The sequence below is a fragment of the uncultured Turicimonas sp. genome, from assembly GCF_902477955.1.
Lineage (GTDB): Bacteria > Pseudomonadota > Gammaproteobacteria > Burkholderiales > Burkholderiaceae_F > Turicimonas.
The window spans coordinates 65,147-90,292 of sequence record NZ_CABSJB010000004.1; the positions used below are offsets into that span (position 1 = coordinate 65,147).

23 protein-coding genes are annotated in these 25,146 nt (G+C 44.2%); 2 read left to right on the top strand and 21 right to left on the bottom strand.

From position 1 onward, the window contains the following. Positions 1 to 382: 382 nt before the first annotated feature. From RDK53_RS02280 to RDK53_RS02305, 6 genes are all read right to left on the bottom strand, one after another. Positions 383 to 640, bottom strand: coding sequence for a hypothetical protein (locus RDK53_RS02280; protein ID WP_308513100.1), 258 nt, complete (start codon positions 638 to 640; stop codon positions 383 to 385). 637 nt (positions 641 to 1,277) lie between these two features. Next, on the bottom strand, positions 1,278 to 3,395 hold the full coding sequence (locus RDK53_RS02285) for an autotransporter outer membrane beta-barrel domain-containing protein (protein WP_308513101.1): 2,118 nt from the start codon (positions 3,393 to 3,395) through the stop codon (positions 1,278 to 1,280). After that, entirely contained in the window at positions 3,367 to 3,543 is a 177-nt protein-coding gene (locus RDK53_RS02290; protein WP_308513102.1) for a hypothetical protein, read from the bottom strand. Before RDK53_RS02290 ends, RDK53_RS02285 begins: the two co-directional genes overlap by 29 nt. A 703-nt stretch (positions 3,544 to 4,246) precedes the next feature. Beyond that, positions 4,247 to 5,812, bottom strand: a complete 1,566-nt coding sequence (gene guaA, locus RDK53_RS02295; protein WP_308513103.1) for a glutamine-hydrolyzing GMP synthase — start codon at positions 5,810 to 5,812, stop codon at positions 4,247 to 4,249. 74 nt (positions 5,813 to 5,886) lie between these two features. Further along, positions 5,887 to 7,353, bottom strand: a complete 1,467-nt coding sequence (gene guaB, locus RDK53_RS02300) for an IMP dehydrogenase (RefSeq protein ID WP_066592932.1) — start codon at positions 7,351 to 7,353, stop codon at positions 5,887 to 5,889. A 74-nt stretch (positions 7,354 to 7,427) separates the two neighbouring features. Continuing rightward, complete coding sequence (locus tag RDK53_RS02305; RefSeq protein WP_308513104.1) at positions 7,428 to 7,727, bottom strand: RnfH family protein; 300 nt, start codon at positions 7,725 to 7,727, stop codon at positions 7,428 to 7,430. A 347-nt stretch (positions 7,728 to 8,074) separates the two neighbouring features. Here RDK53_RS02305 and smpB point away from each other — a divergent pair, with 347 nt between their 5' ends. Continuing rightward, on the top strand, positions 8,075 to 8,527 hold the full coding sequence (gene smpB, locus RDK53_RS02310; RefSeq protein WP_308513105.1) for an SsrA-binding protein SmpB: 453 nt from the start codon (positions 8,075 to 8,077) through the stop codon (positions 8,525 to 8,527). 49 nt (positions 8,528 to 8,576) lie between these two features. On the opposite strand, the gene RDK53_RS02315 is transcribed toward smpB, so the two are convergent. The 5 genes from RDK53_RS02315 to ppsA form a co-directional block, all read right to left on the bottom strand. Then, positions 8,577 to 9,743, bottom strand: coding sequence for an iron-containing alcohol dehydrogenase (locus RDK53_RS02315; protein WP_308513106.1), 1,167 nt, complete (start codon positions 9,741 to 9,743; stop codon positions 8,577 to 8,579). Positions 9,744 to 9,760: 17 nt separating this feature from the next. After that, entirely contained in the window at positions 9,761 to 10,270 is a 510-nt protein-coding gene (locus RDK53_RS02320; protein WP_308513107.1) for a hypothetical protein, read from the bottom strand. Next, on the bottom strand, positions 10,271 to 10,747 hold the full coding sequence (locus RDK53_RS02325) for a hypothetical protein (RefSeq protein WP_289640103.1): 477 nt from the start codon (positions 10,745 to 10,747) through the stop codon (positions 10,271 to 10,273). Between the two features lie 2 nt (positions 10,748 to 10,749). Continuing rightward, a complete protein-coding gene (locus RDK53_RS02330; protein WP_066592946.1) occupies positions 10,750 to 11,175 on the bottom strand; it encodes an NfeD family protein in 426 nt (141 codons plus the stop codon). Between the two features lie 83 nt (positions 11,176 to 11,258). Further along, on the bottom strand, positions 11,259 to 13,637 hold the full coding sequence (ppsA, locus tag RDK53_RS02335) for a phosphoenolpyruvate synthase (protein ID WP_308513108.1): 2,379 nt from the start codon (positions 13,635 to 13,637) through the stop codon (positions 11,259 to 11,261). Positions 13,638 to 13,731: 94 nt separating this feature from the next. Between ppsA and RDK53_RS02340 the strand changes: the two genes are divergently transcribed. After that, positions 13,732 to 14,598 carry a pyruvate, water dikinase regulatory protein gene (locus RDK53_RS02340; RefSeq protein ID WP_066592953.1) on the top strand — a complete coding sequence of 289 codons (867 nt, stop codon included), beginning with the start codon at positions 13,732 to 13,734 and terminating at the stop codon, positions 14,596 to 14,598. A 56-nt stretch (positions 14,599 to 14,654) separates the two neighbouring features. Here RDK53_RS02340 and RDK53_RS02345 read toward each other — a convergent pair whose 3' ends face one another. The 10 genes from RDK53_RS02345 to RDK53_RS02390 form a co-directional block, all read right to left on the bottom strand. Beyond that, positions 14,655 to 15,446 carry an RNA methyltransferase gene (locus RDK53_RS02345; protein ID WP_308513109.1) on the bottom strand — a complete coding sequence of 264 codons (792 nt, stop codon included), beginning with the start codon at positions 15,444 to 15,446 and terminating at the stop codon, positions 14,655 to 14,657. After that, positions 15,427 to 16,059: a ribonuclease HII gene (gene rnhB / locus RDK53_RS02350; protein WP_308513110.1), complete on the bottom strand. Its 633-nt coding sequence runs from the start codon at positions 16,057 to 16,059 to the stop codon at positions 15,427 to 15,429. The genes RDK53_RS02345 and rnhB overlap by 20 nt, the downstream gene beginning before the upstream one ends. Continuing rightward, entirely contained in the window at positions 16,059 to 17,213 is a 1,155-nt protein-coding gene (gene lpxB, locus RDK53_RS02355; protein ID WP_308513111.1) for a lipid-A-disaccharide synthase, read from the bottom strand. Before lpxB ends, rnhB begins: the two co-directional genes overlap by 1 nt. After that, positions 17,213 to 18,007: an acyl-ACP--UDP-N-acetylglucosamine O-acyltransferase gene (lpxA, locus tag RDK53_RS02360; RefSeq protein WP_308513112.1), complete on the bottom strand. Its 795-nt coding sequence runs from the start codon at positions 18,005 to 18,007 to the stop codon at positions 17,213 to 17,215. Before lpxA ends, lpxB begins: the two co-directional genes overlap by 1 nt. A 17-nt stretch (positions 18,008 to 18,024) precedes the next feature. Next, positions 18,025 to 18,465 carry a 3-hydroxyacyl-ACP dehydratase FabZ gene (fabZ, locus tag RDK53_RS02365; protein ID WP_066592968.1) on the bottom strand — a complete coding sequence of 147 codons (441 nt, stop codon included), beginning with the start codon at positions 18,463 to 18,465 and terminating at the stop codon, positions 18,025 to 18,027. Positions 18,466 to 18,468: 3 nt separating this feature from the next. Then, the gene (lpxD, locus tag RDK53_RS02370; RefSeq protein ID WP_277037611.1) at positions 18,469 to 19,560 is read right to left on the bottom strand and encodes a UDP-3-O-(3-hydroxymyristoyl)glucosamine N-acyltransferase; all 1,092 of its coding nucleotides are present in this window, start codon (positions 19,558 to 19,560) and stop codon (positions 18,469 to 18,471) included. Positions 19,561 to 19,703: 143 nt separating this feature from the next. Continuing rightward, entirely contained in the window at positions 19,704 to 20,204 is a 501-nt protein-coding gene (locus RDK53_RS02375; RefSeq protein ID WP_066592972.1) for an OmpH family outer membrane protein, read from the bottom strand. A 42-nt stretch (positions 20,205 to 20,246) separates the two neighbouring features. Further along, positions 20,247 to 22,526 carry an outer membrane protein assembly factor BamA gene (gene bamA, locus RDK53_RS02380; protein WP_308513113.1) on the bottom strand — a complete coding sequence of 760 codons (2,280 nt, stop codon included), beginning with the start codon at positions 22,524 to 22,526 and terminating at the stop codon, positions 20,247 to 20,249. 84 nt (positions 22,527 to 22,610) lie between these two features. After that, on the bottom strand, positions 22,611 to 23,972 hold the full coding sequence (rseP, locus tag RDK53_RS02385; protein ID WP_308513114.1) for an RIP metalloprotease RseP: 1,362 nt from the start codon (positions 23,970 to 23,972) through the stop codon (positions 22,611 to 22,613). 3 nt (positions 23,973 to 23,975) lie between these two features. Continuing rightward, on the bottom strand, positions 23,976 to 25,145 hold the full coding sequence (locus RDK53_RS02390; RefSeq protein WP_308513115.1) for a 1-deoxy-D-xylulose-5-phosphate reductoisomerase: 1,170 nt from the start codon (positions 25,143 to 25,145) through the stop codon (positions 23,976 to 23,978). Between the last annotated feature and the right edge of the window lies 1 nt (position 25,146).

Sequence of the window (25,146 nt, forward strand, 5' to 3'; positions counted from 1 at the left end):
CTTGGGATACTTCCTTCTTACATTTCTCGGTCAGGGAGATCCTCGAAAAACTTTTTGCTAACACGTTGTCAGCGCTCTCAACTTTGACTCTCACTACATGAAAACTCTAATCGTTTAATCCTTTGCACTTCGTTTTTCCGAGGTTGCACTAAAAATTAGCAATCTTCCTTCCATCCTCATCTTGATGAAAAAAACGTAGCATAGAAATTAACAAACTATTACATTCAGGAAAAGAGGAAAAACACTCGCTCAGTTCTCATACGTTTAGCTTCATCAGAATGGTGAATTAGCAGTCGGAGCGATTCCCACGTATGAGTAAAAACTCAAATACCCCTCATCAAAGAGAAATGCTGGATACGGTTCTGTCCTGTCAGAAAATGTTCTACTGGCCGATCCAGATTTCCCCTCTTCGCTCAATCTGCTGGGCCTCATCGACCCCGAAATCATTTTCGTGAGCAGCGTTCTTATGGTTGAACAAAGGAGAGAGGAAATTATCGAAAACTGTCAAAGCTCGCATTCTAAGATCGATTTTTTTTACCGTCATGAAGATGTCATGGCTGGACATTAACCAAAAGCAGAGCAGAAACTGCTGGGAGACAGTTACTTCTTCGACTCTTTCCAGCACCTCTATCTTTCCCAAAGATAGCTACTAAACAAACAACAATTCTTTAAAAGAAGATCGATGACAATCTGAAAAATGAGAATAAAGACCGGAGGATTGGAGCCTCGGATTAAAAATAAATTATCCTCAATAAGAAAATCGAGTAAATAAAGATAGGACATCAGTGCATTTGACCCAATGACAAAACGCAGTTCGGTCTTTGTTATCCGCTCTGATTATTTAAGGAAACCTTTCCGAAACATTAACAACCTATTGCAGAAGAAACTGGAAGTTTCTTTTAAACAGTTTAAACCTCGAATGGGGGATGCCTCCTTGTCGCTGCTGACTCTATCTACTGAGGCAAGCTTGGAGCTCACGTTATTGATCGGTTAATAAGAATGGTACTGATGGGGCGCGGTAAGAACCAGGGAACAAAATTTCTAACAGCTTATTCAAGAGAATAGGAGCTCAGACATGGGTTACCCGGGTGGTTGATTCTCTGGCGAAAATAGTCCAAAAGTACTCGAGCTTTTTGGGCTGCCTTCTCCCATGTTCTTTATGTTGATATAACGCTACTTCATGTTTGTCTAGGATTAAAAATTGCGGTCTTAAATGCCGAGGAGACCTCCGACAATGCCGGAGGTCTGGAGTTGTGAACTTCTATACTAAGCTTGAACTAGAAAGAATAACGAACGCCCAATTGCACGCGGTATTCCGTGCGAACCTTTCCGCCCGCATCGGTCTCAACTTCACCAAATGCTTGCAAGTTCTTTCCGAAATTAACATTTCCGCCAACTTTAAATTCTGCCCAAGTGTCTCCTAAAGATAACTTCTCGTGGCGAGTCGTACCTTTGTTAAAAGAATACTTCGCATCTCCTTTCCAGTCGTGAAGAACAGAGGCTTTGATAAAGGCTCCGCCTCTACCGCTTGGGCATTTTGCTCCGAAAGCCACGCCTGCACGGCCTATTACAGAACTAATCGCGTCTTGATGAACACTGACGTCTGATGAAGTTCTAAAAGAGGCACCATTGACTCTGCCGAACATAAGTTCTGCTTGAGGCTCAACATAGACAATGTTATTAATCGGGAAGATTCTCCAACCGGCTTCTGCTGAAAGAGAAAACGCGTTGTTGTGATAAGAAGTCTTCGTAAGGTCTCCGTAATTGTTGATCTTAAAATCATTGTGTAATCGACCGTACTTACCCGTAACATCTACATAGATGCCGTTATCCCAAATCATGCTTCCATAAATATTGAAACTGTAGAGCTTATTGTCACCGGAGCCAAGATTAAATGAGTTATTGCCATCCGTATAAGAGAAGGCCGCGCCGACAATCAACTTGGACGAATCAGTTACATCAAATTTGCGGTCCGCGCCAAACTGCAAACCTGTGTATTTATTTTTAACGCTCAATGAGCCGTATTTACTGCGGCCGTTGTAGACCTTGGCCCACAATCCGTTGCTCAGATCCAGGTTGTCTCGAACATCACCAAGGCGTTTGGTCATGTCATTGATCTCATTACGCCAAATCATGTAGTTGAGCGCTGACATTTCAGCGACTCCTTTCACAACCGGGTTTCCAATGATTACTATATCTGAGGGAGTATCCGGGGTATCGGGAGTGTCCGGGGTAGTAGGCTTGTTTGGGTTAACATCCACTGCAACGTCTGAGACGGTGCCGTCGGCGTTGGACGTTCCCTTTGCGCCGTCCGTAATATCACCCGGCAATTGAACAAGTTCAACGCCGTTCAAACCATTTTGAATCAGATGGGTTTTATCATCCGATTTGGATACGATTTGAACTACTGAACTTAATTTCGTTAAATCCTCTTCGGCTTTTCCAGTTGCAGAGGTCCCATCTGCTTTCACGACAATCTTCGTTTTGGAAAGGTCTGTCTGGCCCGGTAAATAAACTTTGGAAGCACTTGGATCTGAAGAGGAGATGTTTACAAGAAGCTGGTCGGCATTCACAGCAACATTTGAAGGGTTAGGATCGGCCGCCAGATCCTCTTCGGAGATTTTTATCCCTGCGAAATCAGCCACAGCTGAGCCTGTAATATTAATGGTTAAAGCTTGATTCTCACCCTTACCATTAATAGTGATTGGAGGAAGATTATGTGTACCTCCGCTCTTAACTTCTAATTTTGAATTATTTTCAAGATTTATGGTATCTAAGTTGTAAATAACCTCACCTTTATTTTCTGGGGCAGACCAGGAAGTAAGACAAAAATATCCATTTTCGTTGGCAGCAAGTTCTTTAATGCTGATGGTTGTTACTTGATTCTGATCGTTTGTAGTGCCTTGAATCAAAGGTTTGTTCTTCCCAGCTCCGGTATAAGTCGAATAAACCTTATCTAAATTGAGTGTCGTTCCATAACTAGCTTCAATACGAGCATCTCCTCCTGTCAATTCTATGGGAGCCAAAACAGTTATAGGATCTTTTGACCTGAAAACAAGGCCTGTTCTGGTTCCTCCGCTGACAATTTTAATTTGCTTCACATTTTTAAGCACTTCAGAGCTTTCAATCAAAAGTCCTGTTTCTACCGAAAATGCTGTGTTTTCTATTTTTAGAAGAGGTGTTGAAAGAATTGCCTTAACAGGAAATTCGAGTTGATTAGTTGGGCGTCCCTTGTAAACAATGGATTCAGAAGCGTTAATCACTCCTGAGAGACGATCATTCGGAATATGATTAAAAGTAATGTCCATTGTCTTGGTGTTAATGGTTCCATCGTTAAAAATGTCTCCGCCATTAATCACCACGCTGTCAGAATTTAATACCCCCCCCCGCAGCATTATTGAGCATCTCACCGTTTGCGATCACAACATCGGGGATGTCTTTTGTTGTATTTGACTCAATAATGATGGATTCAGCATTTGCTGTGCCGAGGATCATGAATGCAGACGACAATGTCGCCAGTAAAACTTTATTTTTTATCTTCATATGTTTACCTTGGTTTTAGAAAGTGAGAAAATTTCCCACCCCTAAATATTACGATTTATGAATAAGAGTGGCAATTTAAGAGGATAGGTATTTTTACGAATCAATGTTCAACCGAAACCTCTTGTCTTCAAGAATTCTTTAACTGCCTTAAACGTTGCCCATTAGTCACCAAGAATGAAAATGAGGGTCTTCTTTAAATTGCGTGGTGGTGACTGAGGATTATTCAGAGGAAACGAATCTTTCTTGAATAGCAAAAATCCGACCTCTCCCAGACAAAATCTCCATCTCATCGCTCAGGTAGTTTCAAGTGTCGATACCCTCCCCGGGAAAAGCAGCTTTAAACTTTAAAAAGAAATATTTCAAATCTCTAAAACCAATCCAGCTTGTTAGTACTGCTTAATTGAGTGATTTTAAAAACTTTATTTTTGCATGTGTGATGCCTAACAGTTTAGCCTTCATGGAAAAATTGGAACCATGATAAGAACAAGAACCATGACCTAAAAAATCATGGTTCATAAAATTTTAACTACAGAAACCATGAAATAAACCATGAAATTGAATGTGGTACATAGCTAAACAGTGGGAAACATCAGCAAACGTTTAGAAACTCTAAGTACGTTTAATTTATTGATTTTTAATGTTAAAAAAGGGTGTTTTTTGAAACACCCTAGAACATTGAGAAACGTATTAAAACACTATATTTCTATTCCCACTCGATTGTTGCTGGTGGCTTACCGGACACATCGTAGCAGACCCTATTAATACCCTTGACTTCATTAATGATACGGTTGGAAACCTTACCAAGAAGCTCATACGGTAAGTGAGCCCACTTAGCAGTCATAAAGTCAGATGTCTGAACCGCTCTTAAAGAAACAACCCAGTCATAAGTTCTGCCATCGCCCATTACGCCTACGCTCTTAACAGGAAGGAATACAACGAAAGCCTGACTGACTTTATCGTACCAATCAGCATTTCTAAGTTCTTCGATAAAGATTGCATCCGCTTGACGAAGAAGATCAGCATATTCTTTCTTAACTTCCCCAAGAATTCTGACGCCCAAACCTGGACCTGGGAACGGATGTCTGTAAACCATTTCAGCCGGCAAACCTAATTCACATCCAAGCTCTCTTACTTCATCCTTGAAGAGTTCACGAAGCGGTTCCAAGAGTTTAAGGTGAAGCGTTTCAGGCAGTCCTCCAACGTTATGATGAGACTTAATTGTCTTAGCCTTCTTTGTGTTAGCGGCAGCACTTTCGATAACGTCAGGATAAATCGTTCCCTGAGCAAGCCACTTTGCATTAGGAAGCTTGGCGGCTTCTTCTTGGAAAACTTCAACAAACAAACGGCCGATAATCTTTCTCTTAGCTTCAGGATCTGTAACGCCTTTGAGCTCGTGCATAAAGCGTTCGCTTGCATCAACGACAACAAGCTTCATTCCCATATTCTTGCGGAAAGTTTCTTCAACTTGCTTGCGTTCATGCAAACGCAAAAGGCCGTTGTCAACGAAAACACATGTCAGCTGGTCACCGATAGCTTTATGAATCAAAGCAGCAGCTACAGAGGAATCAACACCGCCGGAAAGTCCGAGGATAACTTCATCTTTGCCGACTTGTTCTCTAATCTTCTGAACGGATTCCTCAGCAAAGTTGCCCATAATCCAGTCAGGTTTGGCTTTACAGATGTCCAACACAAAAGTATTGAGGATTTCTTTACCCTTCACTGTATGAGTAACTTCCGGGTGGAACTGAACGGCATAGAAGCCTCTCTTTTCGTCCGCCATACCGGCGATCGGGCAGCTCGGTGTAGAGCACATGAGTTTGAAGCCTTCAGGCATCTTGGTGACCTTGTCACCATGGCTCATCCAAACTTTTAAGAAGCTCTGACCTTCCTCATTTGTAAAATCAGAGATTTTCTCTAACAATTTTGTATGGCCATGTTCACGGACTTCAGCGTAACCAAATTCTCTCTGGGCTCCGCTTTCAACCTTACCTCCGAGCTGTTCTGCCATGGTCTGCATACCGTAACAGATGCCGAGAACAGGAACTCCGAGTTCAAAAACGGCTGCTGGTGCAACATCAGTAGATTCTTCATAGGCACTCATATGAGATCCGGAAAGAATGATGCCTTTCGGATTGAAATCTCTGATGAAGTCATTAGTCACCTCACAGGAATGTACTTCGCAGTAAACATGAGCTTCACGCACTCTGCGGGCGATCAGCTGAGTGACCTGGCTTCCAAAATCCAGAATTAAAATTCGATCGTGTTTCATTAGCTTTACTCTTCAAATAACAAAAGGGACCGTTTTGGTAATCCGCCACGGTCCTTCGTCTACCTCATGTGAGTTTAATGCTCTAAACGATAGTTTGGAGCTTCTTTTGTAATCTTCACATCGTGGACATGAGATTCTCTCATACCTGCTGAAGTAATTTCAACGAACTGAGCTCTTGTTCTCATTTCATCGATTGTTGCGCATCCGCAGTAGCCCATGGAAGATCTCAGACCCCCAGCCATTTGGTAGATGATGGCTAAGACGCTGCCTTTATAAGGAACCATACCTTCGATACCTTCTGGTACAAATTTGTCAACGTTTCCGTTGTTATTGTCCTGGAAGTAACGGTCGGCTGAACCTCTCTTCATAGCACCGAGGGAACCCATGCCACGGTAGCTCTTGTAAGAACGGCCCTGGTAAAGAATGATTTCGCCCGGAGCTTCGTCAGTACCTGCAAACATACCGCCCATCATTACGCAGTTAGCACCGGCAGCAATGGCTTTAGCAAGGTCGCCTGAGAAACGGATACCGCCGTCCGCAATTAATGGAACGCCGGAATTTGCAAGAGCTTCGGCAACGTTGGAAATAGCGGTGATTTGAGGAACACCAACACCGGCAACAACGCGAGTTGTACAAATAGAGCCTGGGCCAATACCGACTTTAACAGCATCTGCACCGTATTCAACGAGAGCCAACGCAGCAGCGGCTGTTGCAACGTTGCCGCCGATAACCTGAATCTGCGGATAGTGCTTCTTCACCCAAGCAACTCTGTCCAAAACTCCCTGAGAATGTCCGTGAGCTGTATCAACACAGATAACGTCCACACCGGCTTCAACTAGAAGCTCGACTCTTTCTTCTGTACCTGCCCCAACACCAACAGCAGCACCGACTAAAAGTTTGCCGTGAGAATCTTTGGCTGCGTATGGATGTTCTGTAGCTTTGGTAATGTCTTTAACTGTCATCAAACCTTTAAGGTTAAAGTCGTCGTCAACAACTAAAACTCTTTCCAGTCTGTGTTTGTGCATGAGGTTTTTGGCTTCTTCGAGAGTGCCGCCTTCTTTGATGGTGACAAGTCTCTCAGCAGGAGTCATGATTTCACTGATCTTGGCGTCCAGTCTTTCTTCAAATCTTAAGTCACGGTTGGTAACCATACCTAAAACTTTACCTTCTAAGACGACTGGAAGGCCGGAAATGTGATGTTCTCTTGTCAGTCTGAGAACGTCTGCAACAATCATGTCAGGGCCGATTGTAATTGGATCAGCAACCATGCCTGCTTCATGTCTCTTGACCTTGGCAACTTCAGCAGCTTGTGCCTTAGCGGTCATGTTTTTGTGAATAATACCGATACCGCCTTCTTGAGCAAGTGCGATAGCCAACTTGGATTCAGTAACTGTATCCATAGCAGCAGAGCAAAGCGGAAGATTTAATCGGATATTACGTGTGAACTGAGTAGAAAGGACGGTTTCTCTTGGAAGAACGTTTGAGTAAGCCGGAACGAGAAGCACGTCATCAAAAGTGAGTGCCTTTTGAAGGAGTCGCATACTATACCTCTAAACACAAAAAGCGATTATACCTAGACAGAGAACTCAAAATCGAAATTCACTTTTCTAACAAGTTATGGTTTACGATTACCGGCATGCCTTCTTTTACTGACATGGGACTGTCTTTTGATTTCAGCCCTCTTCATTCTTGCAATCTTTGGATCCACAAGAAGCGGGCCGCAGACTTCTACCCTATCGCCGTCCTTTAACTCGTAACCGTCACTGCGGTTTTCGTCCCAGACGCTGACATTCCATCCTTCCTTTAATGGAGAAATGAACTGATCCTTGAATTCGGAAAGATGAAGTCTGTCCGGACAAACAATTTCTTTTTTTATTAATCCGTTGTCTGATTGATTAACTAAGAAAATGCGCACGAATACCTCGGAAAGAAAAGTAATTGGAAGAAATATCTTGTGCAAAACTTTTGATATTTCCAATAGTCGCTTTGGATTTTAGCTCATTCTCCGAAAAGCCTCCGCCCAAAAGAACGGCCAAATGTAGTTGCCTTTCGAAAGTGTGTTCCGATCTGATTACTATGAACTAGAGGTGAGCATACGATTCTGCCGGCGATTTAAACATTTTCAAGTTGATTTATTACACCGCCACTGCCCACCTTTGCTAATTAGCCTAGGATAAGTTCTCGATTTTGTTAAAATTCGACTGTAATTTTTCGACATGAGGCACAATTTTGCGCCGTCATGGATTCATAAGAGGTTTAAAAGTGGCACTTATTCAAAATAAAAAAGCTCGCTTTGATTACACCATTGAAGATAAGTATGAAGCAGGACTTGTGCTTCAAGGTTGGGAAGTCAAATCCATTAGAGAGGGTCGAGCACAAATCACAGAAGCACATATCTTCGTTCGCGAAGGTGAACTTTTTCTTTTAAATGCTCAGGTAGTTCCTCTTGGTACCGCCAGCACACATGAAAAACCCCAGCCGACACGCACAAGAAAACTGCTGATGCATAAAAAAGAAATCATGCGAATTATCGGCTTGATTGAAAGAGCCGGCTATACCTTGGTTCCTTTAGACATGCACTTCAAGGGCGGTAAAGTTAAATTAACTATCGGGCTGGCCAAGGGCAAGAGAAAGTTCGAGAAAAGAGCTGAGGAAAGCAAACGCGACTGGAAGCGCGAACAACAAAGATTAATGAAAAAGAAGATGAGAAATTAAGAGCCTGCGAGCTTTGAACTACGCAGGCCTTCCTTCAAGATTTCAGAAATTAACGCATTAACTCAAAAATCTTGACAATGTCTTCGGAGTGAAGTTTCTTGAAGTTACCTAAGGTTCCGGGAATCTTGACTGCTTTCTCAGCTAATTCTTTAGGATCCAGATTTTCAGCATGGAGCTCTGCTAATGTAACCGGAGCTCCCATTTCTTTAAAGAAATTCTTTAACGCTGCAATGCCGGCTAATACTGTCTTTTCTTCAGTATCTTCTTTCACTCCCATCACGTTCTGAGCGAACTGGACAAAGCGGGCCGGATTCTCCTTCCAAACATAAGTCATCCAAGCCGGAGTCACTACAGCCAGTCCTTCACCATGTGTAATTGTTTCGTCCCAAGCACTGATCTCATGCTCCATGCCGTGGCATGCCCAGTCTTCCTTCTGTCCCAAGCCGTAGAAACCATTATGTGCAAAGGAGCCGGCCAAACCGATCTGACTCCAGGCCTCGTAATTTTGAGAGTCTTTTCTCAAAATAAGGCCGTTCTTCATGATGCTTCTTAAGGCAGCTTCTGCTTGTCCGGAAATAAAATCCGTATTAGGAGTTTGAGTGAAGTATCTTTCCATGATGTGGCTCATCATGTCTATAACACCGGCTCTAACCTGTTTTGGAGGCAGTGTAAAGAAAAGCTCAGGATTAATAATGCTGGCGAAAGGTCTGACAATGTCGCTGCCGGTTCCGAGCTTTCTACCTTGATGAGAAATAACAATGCGCTTGCTCTGTTCGCTGCCGGCTGCAGGAAGTGTCAAGACACAAGCCACTGGAAGTGCTTTTTTAGGCACAACTCCTTTTTCAAAGAAATCCCAGCCTTCGCCTTCGTACGGAACGCAAATTGCGATAGCTTTAGCTGTATCAATAACGCTGCCTCCTCCGACGGCCACGATTGCTTGAATGTTCTTTTCACGGGCCAAAACTACGCCTTCTTTTACTTTTTCATAAGTTGGATTAGGACGCACGCCGCCGAGCTCAACAAAGTTGATTCCACTCGCTTTTAAACTGGAAGTGACTTTGTCAAGAAGGCCGCTCTTCTTTGCGCTTTGACCGCCGTAAACAACTAAAACCTGTGAATCAGTTCCAACTTTTTCAACTAAAAGAGAACCGATTCTTGTTTCTTGACCACGGCCGAAAAACAATTTTGTTGGGTTATAGAACTCAAAATTTTCCATTTTCTTCTCTTTAAAAGTTATAAAGGAGCGCCGGTGTAAAGCATTGCCCATGCCTCAATAAACTGAGAGGCATAAGGCGGGAGCTCCTCGGGATAGGTAGAAAAATTTCCTTCGGCTAAAAAGCCGGAAATGGCGCCTTGAGCTTGATCTTTAAATAATTTGGAAATGCTGTAGATAACTTCTTCATCATCTCCGATGAGCAAGTCCTTGGCTTGAGGAAGGTGTGCTAAGTTTTCTCTTAAAAAGGCCGCCAGACCATTCGGATTCCAATTTTCAGGACCGACTTCAAAGTGAGGGTTCTTTCCGGTAAATGTATCTCCGAGCCACTGTGCTAAAAAAGCATCTTTTTCCAGCATTTTCTCAGTATCCAGTTCTCCCTGGGCATTGGAAATATGCCGTCTCATCATGTTAATAACGGCTTGGCTGAAAATTGATCTGACAACCTCCAGGTTCACTAAAGAAGGACTTTGAGGAGCCTTTGAACTATGGTCGGGTCTGCATGATCCGCATGTGCCGCATCCTGCCATTTATTGTCTCTCCAAAATAGAACTCCAGCGTTCTAAAAGATCATTCAGAGCTTTAGCTCCATTGGTTTCGATATTGTCCGGATCTTTGGACAATTCATTGATTAATTGATGTACTTCATTAGTGAAGATATAACTGGCAATTTGGAACAAAGCTGTCCTATCTTCCAGGTCTTTCTCACTAAATCCGGTCTTTTTAAGTTCCTCCGCCAATCCGGAACGAATATTTCTTTCAAACTTTTCAGGAGTATTGACGACAGGCTTTTCAAACGCGGGGTTCAGCCCCAATAATGTTGAGGCCATTAATGCCGCTGCCTTCTTATCTGTTTCTACAACCTCACTGCGCGCAACGTTTTTTCTCTGCGCTTCACTCAATCTATTGGCAATTGCATGAGCCTGTGATTGAAAAAGGGCTTTTAATGTCTTTGAGTCATCCAAGCTAGGCAAGCTCGCCTGCTCGGGAGAAAGTTTTTCTTCCATAGCTACGCTCTAATTAGGACAAGACGGTTAGGTAATATTTTCCAAATCTTGTATTGACCGGGAGTCAGAGATTCTCCCGAGGTATATGCAATTTCTGCTTCCCAAACTTTGCCGTCAAATTGAACTTTAGCAAAGCGGTTGTCCATCCATTCGTGAACCACAACTTTCTTGCCAATCTGCCGCTTTAATCGTTCTGAGGCCGGGACCTCATTTCTATCTAAGGAGTTAACTGTCAGCAGAATTGCAAAGAAAAGACCTGAGGACAAAATCAGAATGGCCAATTGAACGAAGACGGAGGTAAAAAACAGACTTGAGAAACCTGCAATGAAACAGGAAGCAGAAATAATTAAAAACAGGATGTTAACGAAATAGAGATCCAACATTCCAATAATCGCTGCTGCAACAAACCAAAAAAATGTCAGACTCATAAATTTCTTCTCATATGCTAAACGGCTGTCGAGCATTCGCTGACAGCCGTTTAAGTATATCTAAATTAGCTTAACTAGAAATATTATTTCTTAGCGGCGGCTAACTTTCTCCAAGTATTGACCACTGTGTCAGGGTTCAAGGAGATGGATTCAATGCCTTCTTCCATAAGCCACTGAGCCAGATCCGGATGGTCGGAAGGACCTTGACCGCAAATACCAACGTAAGCACCTTTTTCACGGCAAGCTTTGATTGCCATCGAAAGAAGCTTCTTAACAGCAGGATCGCGCTCATCAAAGAAGTGAGCAATCAAGCCAGAGTCGCGGTCCAATCCAAGTGTAAGCTGAGTCAAGTCGTTGGAGCCGATGGAGAATCCATCGAAGTATTCCAAGAACTGTTCAGCCAAAACGGCGTTGCTTGGGATTTCACACATCATGTTCAGACGCAAACCGTTCTTACCGCGCTTAAGTCCGTGTTCTTCCAATCTGTCGTTGACTTCTTTAGCTTCTCTGAGAGTTCTGACAAACGGAATCATGATTTCAACATTAGTCAGACCCATTTCATCGCGAACCTTCTTCAATGCTTCGCATTCCATTGCGAAACATTCTTTAAAGTCGTCAGAAACATAACGGCTTGCACCGCGGAAGCCAAGCATTGGGTTCTCTTCTTCCGGTTCATACTGCTTGCCGCCGACTAACTTACGGTACTCGTTGCTCTTGAAGTCAGACATTCTGACGATAACTTTCTTCGGCCAGAATGCGGCACCGATAGTAGCAACACCCTCAGCAAGTTTTTCTTTAAAGAATTCACGCGGACTTGCATAGCCTGCGCTGGCTTCTTCTACTGCTTTCTTCAAGTCTTCAGGAAGATTCGGATAATCTAAGCAGGCCTTCGGGTGAATTCCGATATTGTTGTTGATGATGAACTCTAAACGAGCCAAACCAACACCCTTGTTAGGAATGCTCTGGAATTCGAAAGCAAGCTGAGGATTGCCCACGTTCATCATGATCTTGACCGGGCATTCCGGAAGTTCACCTTGCTTAACTTCTTTAATTTCGTACGGAACTAAACCGTTGTAAATGTAACCTGTATCGCCTTCTGCGCAAGAAACGGTAACTTCTTGGTCGTCTTTCAGAATTTCTGTGGCGTTGCCGCATCCGACTACGGCTGCGATACCCAATTCACGAGCAATAATAGCTGCGTGGCAAGTACGGCCGCCGCGGTTTGTAACGATAGCAGAAGCCTTCTTCATGACCGGTTCCCAGTTAGGGTCTGTCATGTCAGTAACAAGGATATCTCCCTCTTGAACCAAATGCATCTGTTCAGGACCGTCAACAATCTTGACCTTACCGGAGCCAATCTTCTGACCGATAGCACGGCCGGTTACTAAAACTTCGCCCTTTCCAAGGAGAACGAATTTTTCCTGAACGTCTTGGGATTTCTGACGAGACTTAACTGTTTCCGGGCGAGCCTGGAGAATATAGAGTTTGCCGTCGATACCGTCTTTGCCCCATTCAATATCCATCGGGCGACCATAATGCTTTTCAATGATTCTTGCGTACTTAGCAAGTTCAATGATTTCGTTGTCATTCAAAGCAAACTTCTTGCGTTCAGCTTCCGGAACGTCAACGACCTTAACGGATCTTCCGGAGGCTTTGTCAGTATCGAAGACCATTTCGATCTTCTTGCTTCCAAGTACCTTACGGATGATTGGGAAATTGCCTTGCTCAAGCATTGGCTTATGAACAAAGTATTCGTCCGGATTAACGGCACCCTGAACAACTGTTTCGCCTAAACCGTAGCTAGCGGTAATAAAGACAACCTGATCAAAGCCGCTTTCTGTATCCATTGTGAACATAACGCCGGCGCAGCCTTTGTCAGAGCGAACCATTCTTTGAACGCCTGCGGACAATGCAACTACGGAGTGATCAAAACCTTTGTGAACACGGTATGAAATAGCTCTGTCGTTATAAAGAGAAGCAAAAACTTCTTTCATACGGGCAAAAACTTGGTCGATTCCGACGACGTTGAGGAATGTTTCCTGCTGACCGGCAAAAGAAGCATCCGGCAAGTCCTCAGCTGTAGCGGAGGAACGAACGGCAACGGAAATCTGTTCTTGATCGCCTTTGAGCCATTCATAATGTTCACGAATTTCTTTCTCTAACTGTGCAGGGAAAGGAGCCTCTTCAATCCATTGGCGGATTTCAGCGCCGGCTTTTGCCAATTCCTTGACATCATCAACATCTAAAGTCTTTAATCTTTCTTCGATTCGCTTATCTAATCCGCCTTCTTTAAGAAATACTCTGAAAGCCTCAGCTGTGGTAGCAAAACCATCAGGAACACGAATACCTGCTTCTGTAAGCTGACTTAAAAGTTCGCCTAAAGACGCATTCTTACCGCCGACGATTTCAACGTCGGACATACGTAATTTGCTAAAGGGGATGACAAAACGTCCTTGTTGCATTTTTACCTCTAAAAGGTTTAGGAAAATTTGGTAAATTTTAACTTTATTTCCTTATCTTTGTGGAAATTCCTTGTAAACACAAATTGGGCTGAAAATGACAACCGAAGAAACACCTTCTCAAAATAGTGAGCACATTAGAACCGTCTTTTTTGTTTCAGACGCTACGGCTATTACGGCAGAAACTTTAGCTAATTCCGTCTTAGCTCAGTTTCACGGTTTGAAATATTCCCGTTACCGCATGCCCTTTATCAATACAGTGGATAAAGCTAAAGAAGCTGCATTAAAAATCAATGAGGTAGGTAAAGAGACCGGAATTCGTCCTCTGGTATTCTCTACATTGGTGGCCAGAGAATTGGCCTCCACATTCAACGAATACTGCAATGCATTTGTCATTGAATTATTTAGATCTTTCGTTGGACCTTTAGAAAGAGAACTGGGTATTCCAAGCGACCATTCCGTTGGAAAGAGTCATGAAATTGGAGACCAAGAAAGATACAACCGCAGAATTGATGCAATCAATTACACTTTAGCTCATGACGACGGCCAGACAAACAATGGCTTAGATCAAGCCGATGTCATCTTAGTCGGGGTTTCTCGCAGCGGTAAGACTCCAACTTCTCTTTACCTGGCCATGCAATACGGAATCAAAGCTGCAAACTATCCTTTAATTCCTGAAGATTTTGAGCGTGGCGTCCTGCCTCCCGCTTTAGAGGCTCACAAGAACAAGGTATTCGGATTATCAATTTCACCGCAAAGATTGTCTCAAATAAGAAACGAAAGAAGACCTGACTCTAAATATGCCTCTCTGGAAAATTGTCAATATGAAACGAGAGAAGCGGAACAAATGATGTGGAGAGAAGGAATTCCTTTCCTTTCTTCTACATCTAAGTCTATTGAAGAAATCTCTGCCACGATTCTATTGAAACTTAAAATCAAAGCAGACCCGCATATGGGAATGTAAATTTAGAATTTTCGACGAGCCTCATTTTCGAGGCTCTTTTGTTTTGTCTAGGAAAATTAAGCCTCACGTCGTCTCTTTTGTTCAAAAAGACACACTGTCGCAGCCATCGCAACGTTAAGAGACTCCACTGCCGGATTCAAAGGAATAATCAGACGTTTGTCAGAGAGCTTTAGGGTTTCCTCACTGACGCCTTGGCCTTCATTTCCAAATACCCAAATGGTTCTCTGACCGTTCTCACCCCATAAGCTGTTAAACAAAGACTGACCGCCTCGTGCATCTGCTACTAAGCAAACATTCTTCGTCTGTTCTTTGATATCTTCTAGGGATAGAGAGGTAAAAATCCTCATTCGAAAATGTGCGCCCATCCCCGCTCTCAGCACTTTTGGCGACCATGGATAGGCACTGTTTTTACTTACTGCCAAATTAGAAACATCGGAGGCAAGAGAACTTCTGGCAATTGTTCCTACGTTGCCCGGATCCTGCACGTCATCAAGAAATACCCAATCGGAGTCCTGAGGTATCTCCGGCTCAGAAGGAATTCGAATCAGACAAAGAATCCCTGCGCTCTCTTCAACAGGACAGACTTTATTAAAAACGCCCTGACTAAACTCGTAATGCTTTATAGAAGAATCATGCAATTGAGACAAAATCTCTGAAATTTCGCTCTTCTCATGCGCCCCCTCTTTGATGACTACTGCCTTGATAAGATCTTGACGATGAATTAGTTCTTTAGCCAAATGGACCCCCTCGGCAATCGTCAAACCTTCTTTCTTACAAAACCGATTTGACTGATTAAGCCTTTTGAGCTGTTTCACTAATTCATTATTTTCAGATGTGATTAACTGCATCTTCCACTCCTTTACTATTTGAGCGGGTTAGAACATTGGTTACCGGACGGAACGTCTTTCTATGAATCTCACAGGCGCCGAACTTTTCCAAAGCCTCTAAATGTTCTTTTGTTCCGTACCCCATATGATGCTCAAAACCATACTGCGGATATTTCTCTGCGTACTCAAGCATCAACCGGTCACGATAAGTCTTAGCCAAGATTGATGCGGCCGAAATTTCAGGAATAATGTCATCTCCGCCGATAATCGGTTCGCTTCGGTAATTCCAGCGGGGAAGCCGGTTTCCGTCAACAAGAACGAAATCCGGCTGCGGATTCAATCCTTCAACAGCCCTTTTCATAGCTAAGAAGGTAGCTTGCAGAATGTTGAGAGAGTCGATTTCTTCTACGGAAGCAGTCCCGATTGCCCAGCAGAGAGCTCCTTTTTTAATTTTGGCTTCGAGATCATTTCTTTGATGTTCGTTCAACTTTTTAGAGTCTCGAACATGTTCTACAGGATGAGCTTTTTGAAAGATGACGGCCGCCGCTACCACGGGACCGGCCAAAGGCCCCCTTCCCGCTTCGTCTACTCCGCAGAGTAAATCTTCATCAAAAGAATCAAAAAGATAGCCCATTAGCTTTTGTGCAAAACTTTCGCAATAGCTTCGGAAGCAAGTTTAGGTGTATCTCGAAGCAGAGAATGATGCATTTCAGTAAAAACATCACGAAGCATTTCAGCTCTGGTAGGCTCAAGTGCATGCAAGATATGAGACGCCAAGATATCAGGATTGCAGAACATCTGCACGCACTCGGGAACCAAAGTCTTTTGCGCAAGAATATTTGGGAGGCTGATCCACTTCGTCTGGCCCTTTGAAAGAATAAGCATAGCCGAAAGAGCAGGCATGGCATAACCGACAACTAAAGGCTTTTTGTAGAGAGCGGCTTCCAGCGTTGCCGTACCGCTTGCCACTAGAATGGCGTCAGATGATTCCATTGCCTTATGAGAATTTCCTAAGGTCAATACCGTTGCCTCTTTGACTTTCGGGAAAGTATCCAAAATTTTGGAAATTTCCGCCTTTCTTGCCTCATCAGCGGCCGGAACAATAAATTTAACCGACGGATCTGATTTCAGGATCACATCGCAGGCGCCAAAAAATTGAGGACCGCACCATTTGATTTCATCCTTTCGGCTCCCGGGAAGAACTGCCACTACAGGGCCCTGAACAGGAAGCCCCAGCTCTCTTCTTGCTTCTTCCGTCTTAGGCTCTAACGGAATCAGACGTGCCAGAGGGTGGCCGATATAAGTACTGGGAATGTCTGCCTTATCAAAAATCTCTTTTTCAAAAGGGAAGATCAGTAAAAGATGATCAACAGCTCGTTTGATTTGGTGAATACGATTAGGACGCCATGCCCATACTGCAGGCGCAACCATATGAATTACAGGAACTCCCTTTGATTTAGCTCTTTCTTCAATAGCTAAATTAAAGTCAGGTGCATCTACTCCAATAAAGGCGTTAGGAGGCATTTTGGTCACACGCTTCAACATCTGAGAACGAATCTTTAAGATTCTCGGCAGATGCTTGATGACTTCGATATAACCTCTAACTGAAAGGTCTTTTGCGTGAAACCAAGGAGTAAGACCGGACTGAATCATCCGGTCTCCGCCGATGCCGTCCATTTCAATTTCAGGAAATTCCTGCATCACGGACGGCAGTACTTCGGATGCCAGGAAATCTCCGCTATTTTCCCCGGCTGACCAAATAATGTTGGGTGCAGGCAGTTTCTCCATTACCTTGCCAAACCTCTGGGAGAAGTTTCCATAAATTCTCTCATTGTGTCAGCAACCATGACCGACTGCGGGTCTGTTATTTCAGCGCATAAAGTCTTGATAGCTTCTGATGCCTCTGAAACATTCAAATTGCTTCTGAAAATCAATTTATAGACCTCTCTCGCAGTATGGATAGCATCGCGAGAGTAACCATGGCGTTTCATGCCTTCAATATTGACGCCGAAGGGAGCTCCGGGATAGCCTTGATAATTACAGAAAGGCAAAACGTCTTGTCTCATCATGCTGCCGCCGCTGAGCATCGCTCCGCGGCCGATGCGCACGAACTGATGAATACCGGACTGGCCGCCTATGATGGCATCGTCACATACCACTACGTGGCCGGCCAAACCGACGTTATTAGCAATAATCGTGTTGTTACCGACTCTGCAGTCGTGCGCAATATGCACGTTTGCCATCAGCAGATTGTTGCTGCCAACTTCCGTCAGACCTTTGTCCTGGACAGTACCAACGGAAAGTGTGCAGTGTTCACGGATAACGTTGTTGTCTCCAATTACCAAGCAGGTGTCTTCGCCTTTGTATTTTTTATCCTGGGGCTCAATGCCTACAGCAGCAAATGCATAGAACTTGTTATTAGAGCCGATAGTGGTCTTGCCGGTTACGACAATATGACTCTGAAACCAGCAGCCATCGCCGATTTTGACTTCCGGACCGATAGTACAAAACGGACCCACATAGACAGAATCTGCAAGTTCTGCACGCGGATCAACAATAGAAGTCGGATGAATTTGCGCCATAGAGATTTTCCAAAAAATTATCTTGAGGCCTTATAAGAGCACATCATGTCAGCACAAGCTGCTAAAACGCCGTCAACTGTAGCATCGCAGTGCATTTTGATCATACCCGCTTTCTCTCTAAGGAAAGTGCATTCAAAACGGAGCTGATCGCCGGGGATGACGACACGTTTGAATCTGGCGTTATCGATAGCTGCGAAATAGAAGAGCTTGTTCGGATCTCTTTCGCCGCCCATGCGTGCAAAAGCCAGCATTGCACAGGCTTGAGCCATCGCTTCAATGATTAAGACACCAGGCATTACAGGGACGCCCGGGAAGTGGCCGGTAAACTGGGGTTCGTTTACAGTAACGTTCTTAATTGCAATTAACTTGTCTACACCGTTTGTTTCTAAAACTCTGTCAACCAGAAGGAACGGATAACGGTGAGGCAGAAGCCTCATAATGTCATTGATATCTTGCATTGCTTACTCAGTTTTATTTAATGAATCTAACTTTGCTTCAACTCGCTTGAGGGATCTTCTCATTTCCGGCAAACGTTTGATAACAGAAAGAATGTTAAAGAATTCTTTATGGGGCAAAGCAGGCATATATCCTGCGTAGTATCCCGGGGTGTCAATTGTACCTGGAACTCCGGCACCGCCTCCGATAATTGTACCTGCAGGAACCGACAAATGACCTGCAAATCCGGCGCCGCCTCCGGCTTGACAGTTATCGCCAATCGTAGTGCTTCCTGCCATCCCTACTCTTCCGGAAAGAACAACGTTATTGCCGACTTTACAGTTGTGGCCAATCATAACCAAGTCATCAATCTTGGTACCGTTTCCGATAGTAGTATTGTTCAAAGCACCGCGGTCAATACAAGTGTTAGCGCCGATTTCAACATCGTCTCCTGTCACAACTGTGCCAACCTGCGGAATCTTTACATACATCTTATCCAACGGAGCAAATCCAAATCCGTCAGCCCCGATAACTGCCCCGGAATGGATAACGTTTCTGCGTCCAATCTTGCATCCGTAGTAGATGTTGACGTTCGGATAAAGATGTGTTCCTTCACCAATTTCAACGCCTTCGGAAATGACGGAATTTGCGCCGATCCAAGCTTTTGCACCAATCTTTGCACCGGCTTTGATAACTACACCGGGCTCAACGGTAGCCGTCGGATCAACGACAGCGCCGTCTTCAATAGTAGCTTTTGGGCTGATTCCCGGTTCAGGCTTGACTTCAGGAAGCATGACTTGGAGAGCGTAGGCAAACCAAGCGTACGGATTTTTTGTAATAACGGTGATTCTTTCCGGGTCTTTATCGCCCCAAATAGCGTGCTTGTCTTCTTCAGTCAGAACAAGAGCCGTAGCTTTGCAGTTCTTTGCCTCTTCTCTGTACTTCGGAGAAGCCAAGAAAGCAACGTCTCCGTGGCCTGCGGTCTCCAAAGGAGCAATCATATTGATTTTTTCATTCTGGCCATTAGCAGAGATGGTACTAAGCAACGTATCGTTGCTTAACTCTTTAATACGATCGACTAAGTCAATCAGAGTAATTGGCCCTGTTTTATGAATCATGATTTAGAACCTCTAAAAAGAATCTTTTGCATTCAACTTAATGTCGTGCAAAGTTGAAACATCCGTTACTGAAAGACATAAGCCGAGGGAAGCCCCCGGCTTTATACACAATTGGCAGACAAGAGTCTGCCAATTGGTGAGAATTACTTGAGTTCTTTAAGAACTTCGTCCGTTATATCAATCTTCGGATTAACGTAGATGGCTTCTTGAAGAATTAAGTCATATTTTTCACGCTGAGCGATGTTCTTAATGACTGTATTAGCTTGACGCAAAAGCTTCTGGAGTTCTTCGTTGCGTCTCTGATTAAAGTCTTCTCTGAGCTCTCTTTGACGTCTCTGGAAGTCTCTGTCACGTTCGCCGAGGTCTCTCTGCTTACGGATTCTTTCCTGCTCGGTCATTGTGGAAGCGTTCTTTTCGAATCTTTCGATGTCGCTCTTAAGTCTCTGACCGGCTGCATTAATGTCTTTGTCGCGTTTAGAGAATTCTTGCTCCAACTTCTTGCTGGCTGCTTGGGCAGCAGGAGAGTCACGAAGAATAACTTCTGTATTTACAACACCAATCTTCATTTCAGCAGCTTGGACGGCTGTTGCACCAACTGCAAAAAGTGAAGAAACCAATGCGAGTGTTAACAATTTTTTTTGCATGAATATTATCTCCAACACAATTATTGAATTGTGCCATAAATATTAGAAGCCTGTTCCGATTTGGAACTGGAATCTTTCAAGTTCGTCGTTATCTTTCTTGTTAAGAGGTATTGCGAAACTCAACTTAAGCGGACCCATCGGTGAAATCCAAGCTAGACCAAAACCTACGGAGTATCTGAGATCACCGAAGTCTAGCTTATCTTTCTTGTATCTAACAGTACGGTTAGCACCTGAGCCAATATACTCGGCTTTTCGGCCCCAAACCCATCCGCCGTCCAAGAAGGTAAACATTCTCAAAGTTCTATCAGCACCCGGTATCGGCGTCAAGAGTTCGAGCGAGAAGTTGAACTTTCTATTACCACCGGAAGCATCACCGTCAGAATCTCTAGGTCCGAGAGAAGAAGATTCAAAACCTCTGACAGAACCGATACCGCCGCCGTAGAAGTTCTTGAAGAACGGATATGGTTTGCCGGCATATCCGTCTCCATAGCCGATTTCAGTATTAAAGGCAAAAGTAATGGACTTAGTAACCGGAACGAATTGCTGGAATTGATAAGTCGCACGGTAGTACTTCAGGTCTAAAACCGGCAGAGAAACTTCACCGAACAATCTCTGGTAACGGCCTCTTGTCGGAGCCAACACATTGTCTCGACTATCCCTTGACCATCCTAATGTAGCAGCAACAGATTTCGGTTTGTCGCCGTAATCACGCACATATTCCCAATATCTTTGAGGAGCCCTGCTTCCGACCTTAACATCGGTCATTTCAACTTTGCCGCCTAAGAAGATTTGGTCATTTTCGGTAATTGGAATACCGTAGGTAACACCGGCACCATAGGTCTCGTACTTAACGTCGTCAGTAATTTCGAGCTCATCCAGGTCCATACGTCTGTCGTAAATTTCGAAAGACTGGCTGATGCCGGAAGTAGTAATGTACGGCTGAGTGAAGGTCGCAGCATAAGTGCGAGTACTCTTAGACGTATTGACTTCAACGGATAAAGAATTACCGGTACCGAAAATATTGTTTTGAGCAAAACCACCGCTCAAAATAATACCTTCTGAAGTGGAGTAACCGGCACCTAAAGAGATATTACCGGTCGGTCTTTCTTTAACCTTCACTTCCAAATCAACTTCGTCCGGAGATCCTGTTACAGGATGGGGCTCGGCTGTAACGGTTTCGAAGAAACCAAGTCTGTCGATTCTGTCTCTTGAAACTGCAACCTTATCGCTGTCAAACCAGCTGGATTCATACTGTCTGACTTCACGGCGAATAACTTCATCGCGAGTTCTGGTATTGCCGGTAATGTTGACTTTACGAACGTACACTCGGCGCCCCGGGTCAATGGTATAGACCAAGGAAACTTCATCGCTGTTAGCACCCTCTGTTAAGGGCTCCGGAGTGGCACGCGCAAAGGCATAGCCTAAAGTAGAAAGCTTGTCGATAAACTTTTTGCTCAGCTCATTAACTTCAGAAGCGTTGTAAACACTTCCCGGCTTAATATCAATTAAAGACTCAAATTCCGGTTCCAACCCAAGCATATCGCCTGTCAAGCGTATATCTTTGATTTTGTACTTTTTACCTTCAGAAACGTTAATGGTGACATAAATACTGGATTTATCCGGGCTGACGGAAACTTGAGTAGAGTCAATTCTGAAATCCAGGTATCCGTTGTTGTTATACAAAGCTCGAATAGCGTCTAAGTCAGCCTGCAGTTTTTCTCTGGAGTACTGATCGCGTTTGGTGTACCAAGAGAACCAGTTAGGCGTGCCTAACTGCATTTCGTCACGCAAATCGCCTTCGTCGTAAACAGTGTTGCCGAAAAAGCGGATTTGCTGAATCTTCGAAACGTTTCCTTCATCAACGTCAATATTGACACGGACCCTGTTTCTTTCTAACGGAGTGACGGTAGTCTTGATTTCAACTGCATAACGACCGCGAGCCAAATATTGTCTTCTCAATTCCTGAGTGGCTCTCTCCAGAGTGGAGCGGTCAAAAATCATGCCTTCAGCAAGTCCGACGTCTCTCAACGATTTTTCAACGCCTTTTTTATCGAATTCCGAAATGCCGGTTGTAGCAATACCCGCAACAGTAGGACGTTCCTGAATACGAACAACTAACACATTGCCGTCCATATCCAGCTCGATGTCGCGGAACATCCCGGAAGCATAGAGAGAACGCAAGGCCTCAGCACCTAATTCCGGTGTGTAGGTATCGCCTACTCTAATCGGCAAGTGAGAAAACACGGTACCTGCTTCTGTACGTGAAATTCCTTCTAGTCTTATGTCTTTAATCACATGTCCTTGAGCAAAAGGCGAAGACATCGCCAGAGAGACCAGACAAGCGCAGACTGTTTTTTGAGGTATTCTCATCATGTTAAAAGAATTATTAAATTTTTAGTTTGTAAATCAAGGCATTAAACGATTTAAGTCGTTGAATAAAGCTAAAAACATTAAACCGCATAACACCGCGATTCCAACCTTCTGGGCCGCCATTTGTACTCTTTCAGAGACCGGGCGCCCCGTCACTATTTCAACGGAATAATACAGGAGATGGCCGCCGTCTAACATAGGAATAGGTAGCAGATTTAATATTCCTAAGCTAATAGAGACAAGCGCCAAAAACGAAATAAACGGCTCCAACCCTAGGCGGGCTGTCTGTCCCGCGTAATCCGCAATGGTAACCGGGCCGGAAATATTTTTTACGGATACTTCACCGGTCAGCATTTTCCAAATCATTTCAACGGAAAATACCGCCGTATCCCAAGTTTTCTTAGCTCCTTCCCAAACGCTTCTAAAAAGGCCGTACGAAACGGTAGTCTTGGGTAGATCCACTCCGAAAACCGCTCCGATCCTGCCGATTTGTTTCCCGTTTTCATCTTCAACAGCCAAGGGAGTGAAAGTTACATCGTGTTTCTTCCCGTCCGCAGACAAAACAGTAAAAGTAGCTTCTCTATTCGGATACTCTCTAATGAGATTTACCAGCTGTTTGATATCTGTGATCTTTTTTCCATCAATGGCAAGAACGGTGTCTCCCTTCTTTAAACCAGCTTTTTCAGCAACTGATCCGGAAACGAAATCTCGAATGTAAGGATCTCCGACTTTTAACTCAACACCTAAATCAGCAAAAGAATCTTTACCCGGTTCCTCTTCTTCGAGCTTCAATCCAGCAAGGTCAATTCTTTTTTCACGGACGTTTCCATCGGAAGATTCGACCTCAAGATTAATTACCTGCCCGGCATGCTTAAGCATTTCCAAGCGCATATCACTGAAAGTACCGACAGGTTTTCCGTCAACAGCGAGAATTTTATCTCCGTCCTCAATGGCGGCATAAGCAGCCGGAGTTCCCTGCAAAGGTGCCTTAACAACCGGAAGAAGATCGGTAGTACCGACAAAGAAAATGATCGAGTAAAGGAGAATCGCTAAAAGTAAGTTAGATGCAGGCCCGGCGGCAACAATGGCAAATTTCTGCCACACATTTTTTGAGTTGAAAGTTCTCTTAGCGTCTTCAGGCTTGATAGGCAGGCACGACTCATCTCTCTCATCAAGCATGCGGACATATCCGCCGAGAGGTATGGCAGATACTCTCCACTCGACTTGATCCGGGTCTTTGGGATTCTTCCAAACAAAAAGAGGTTTTCCAAAACCTATGGAGAAATTAAGGACTTTTACGCCGCACTTTCGAGCGACCCAATAATGACCAAACTCATGAATAACAACTAAAATTCCTAAAGTAACGGCAAACGCAAGAAGCGTTGTCAACAAATTCAACTTCTACTCTCCTGTATAACCACTGATGTATTCTTGAGTCAGAATTCTTGCCTCTTTGTCGGCCTCCAAAACATCCTCTAATGACTTCGGAGCTTGTTCAGAAGCGCTGAGCATCATGACTTCACAGATTTTAGGAATATCTATAAACCGTATCTTCCCTTTCAAGAAATTCTCAACGGCAATCTCATTTGCGGCATTGAGCATGATGCAGCTGCAGCCTCCACGTCTGAGCGCTTCATAGGCGTACGCTAATTGAGGGAATCTCTTGGTATCGGGTTTTTCAAAGGTCAGCTCATGAATGGAGGAAAAATCCAGAGGCTTTACGCCGGCATTTAAGCGTTCCGGATAGCCGAGGCAATATGCAATAGTATTACGCATATCCGGCGCTCCCAACTGAGCTAAAACCACCCCATCCTCGTACTGAACCATGGAATGAATAATACTTTGGGGATGAACCACGACATCTATCCGATCTTCGGGAGTATCAAAAAGCCACCTTGCTTCAATAACTTCTAAACCCTTGTTCATCAATGTAGCACTGTCGACGGTAATCTTTTTGCCCATAGACCAATTCGGATGATGGGTTGCCTCTTCGACTGTCACCGTGGAAAGATCCATGCGTTTGCGGAACGGCCCTCCTGAAGCAGTCAAAATAATACGGTGGCTTTGGCGCATTTTTTCAGAGGCGCTTTCCAAACATTGAAAAACCGCATTATGTTCGCTGTCAACGGGAAGCAGTTGTGCTCCGTACGCTTTAATGGTGTCCATCAATAGCCGGCCTCCGCACACTACGCTTTCTTTATTGGCTAAAAGAAGACGTTTCCCTGCCTTCGCAGAAGCGAAAGTAGAGGCAATACCTGCCGCCCCGACAATTGCACCGACAACGATTTCTGCTTTGGGATCGGCAGCCTCTTCTACGATAGCTTTTTCTCCGGCTTTAGCTATGGTCTTTAATTGACGGGCCCTAAGGGCTTCTTGAAGCTCCCCAAATAGTCGGGAGTCACCGATCACAGCTACTTCCGCATTTGTTTTTTTAGCCGCATCGGCTAATTTCTGGACATTGGAATAAGCTGTAACTGCTCTAACAGCAAACTTTTCGGGATACCTATTTAAAACATCAATGGTGCTGGTGCCTATGGAACCGGTTGCTCCAAGAATTGAGACTTTTTTCATC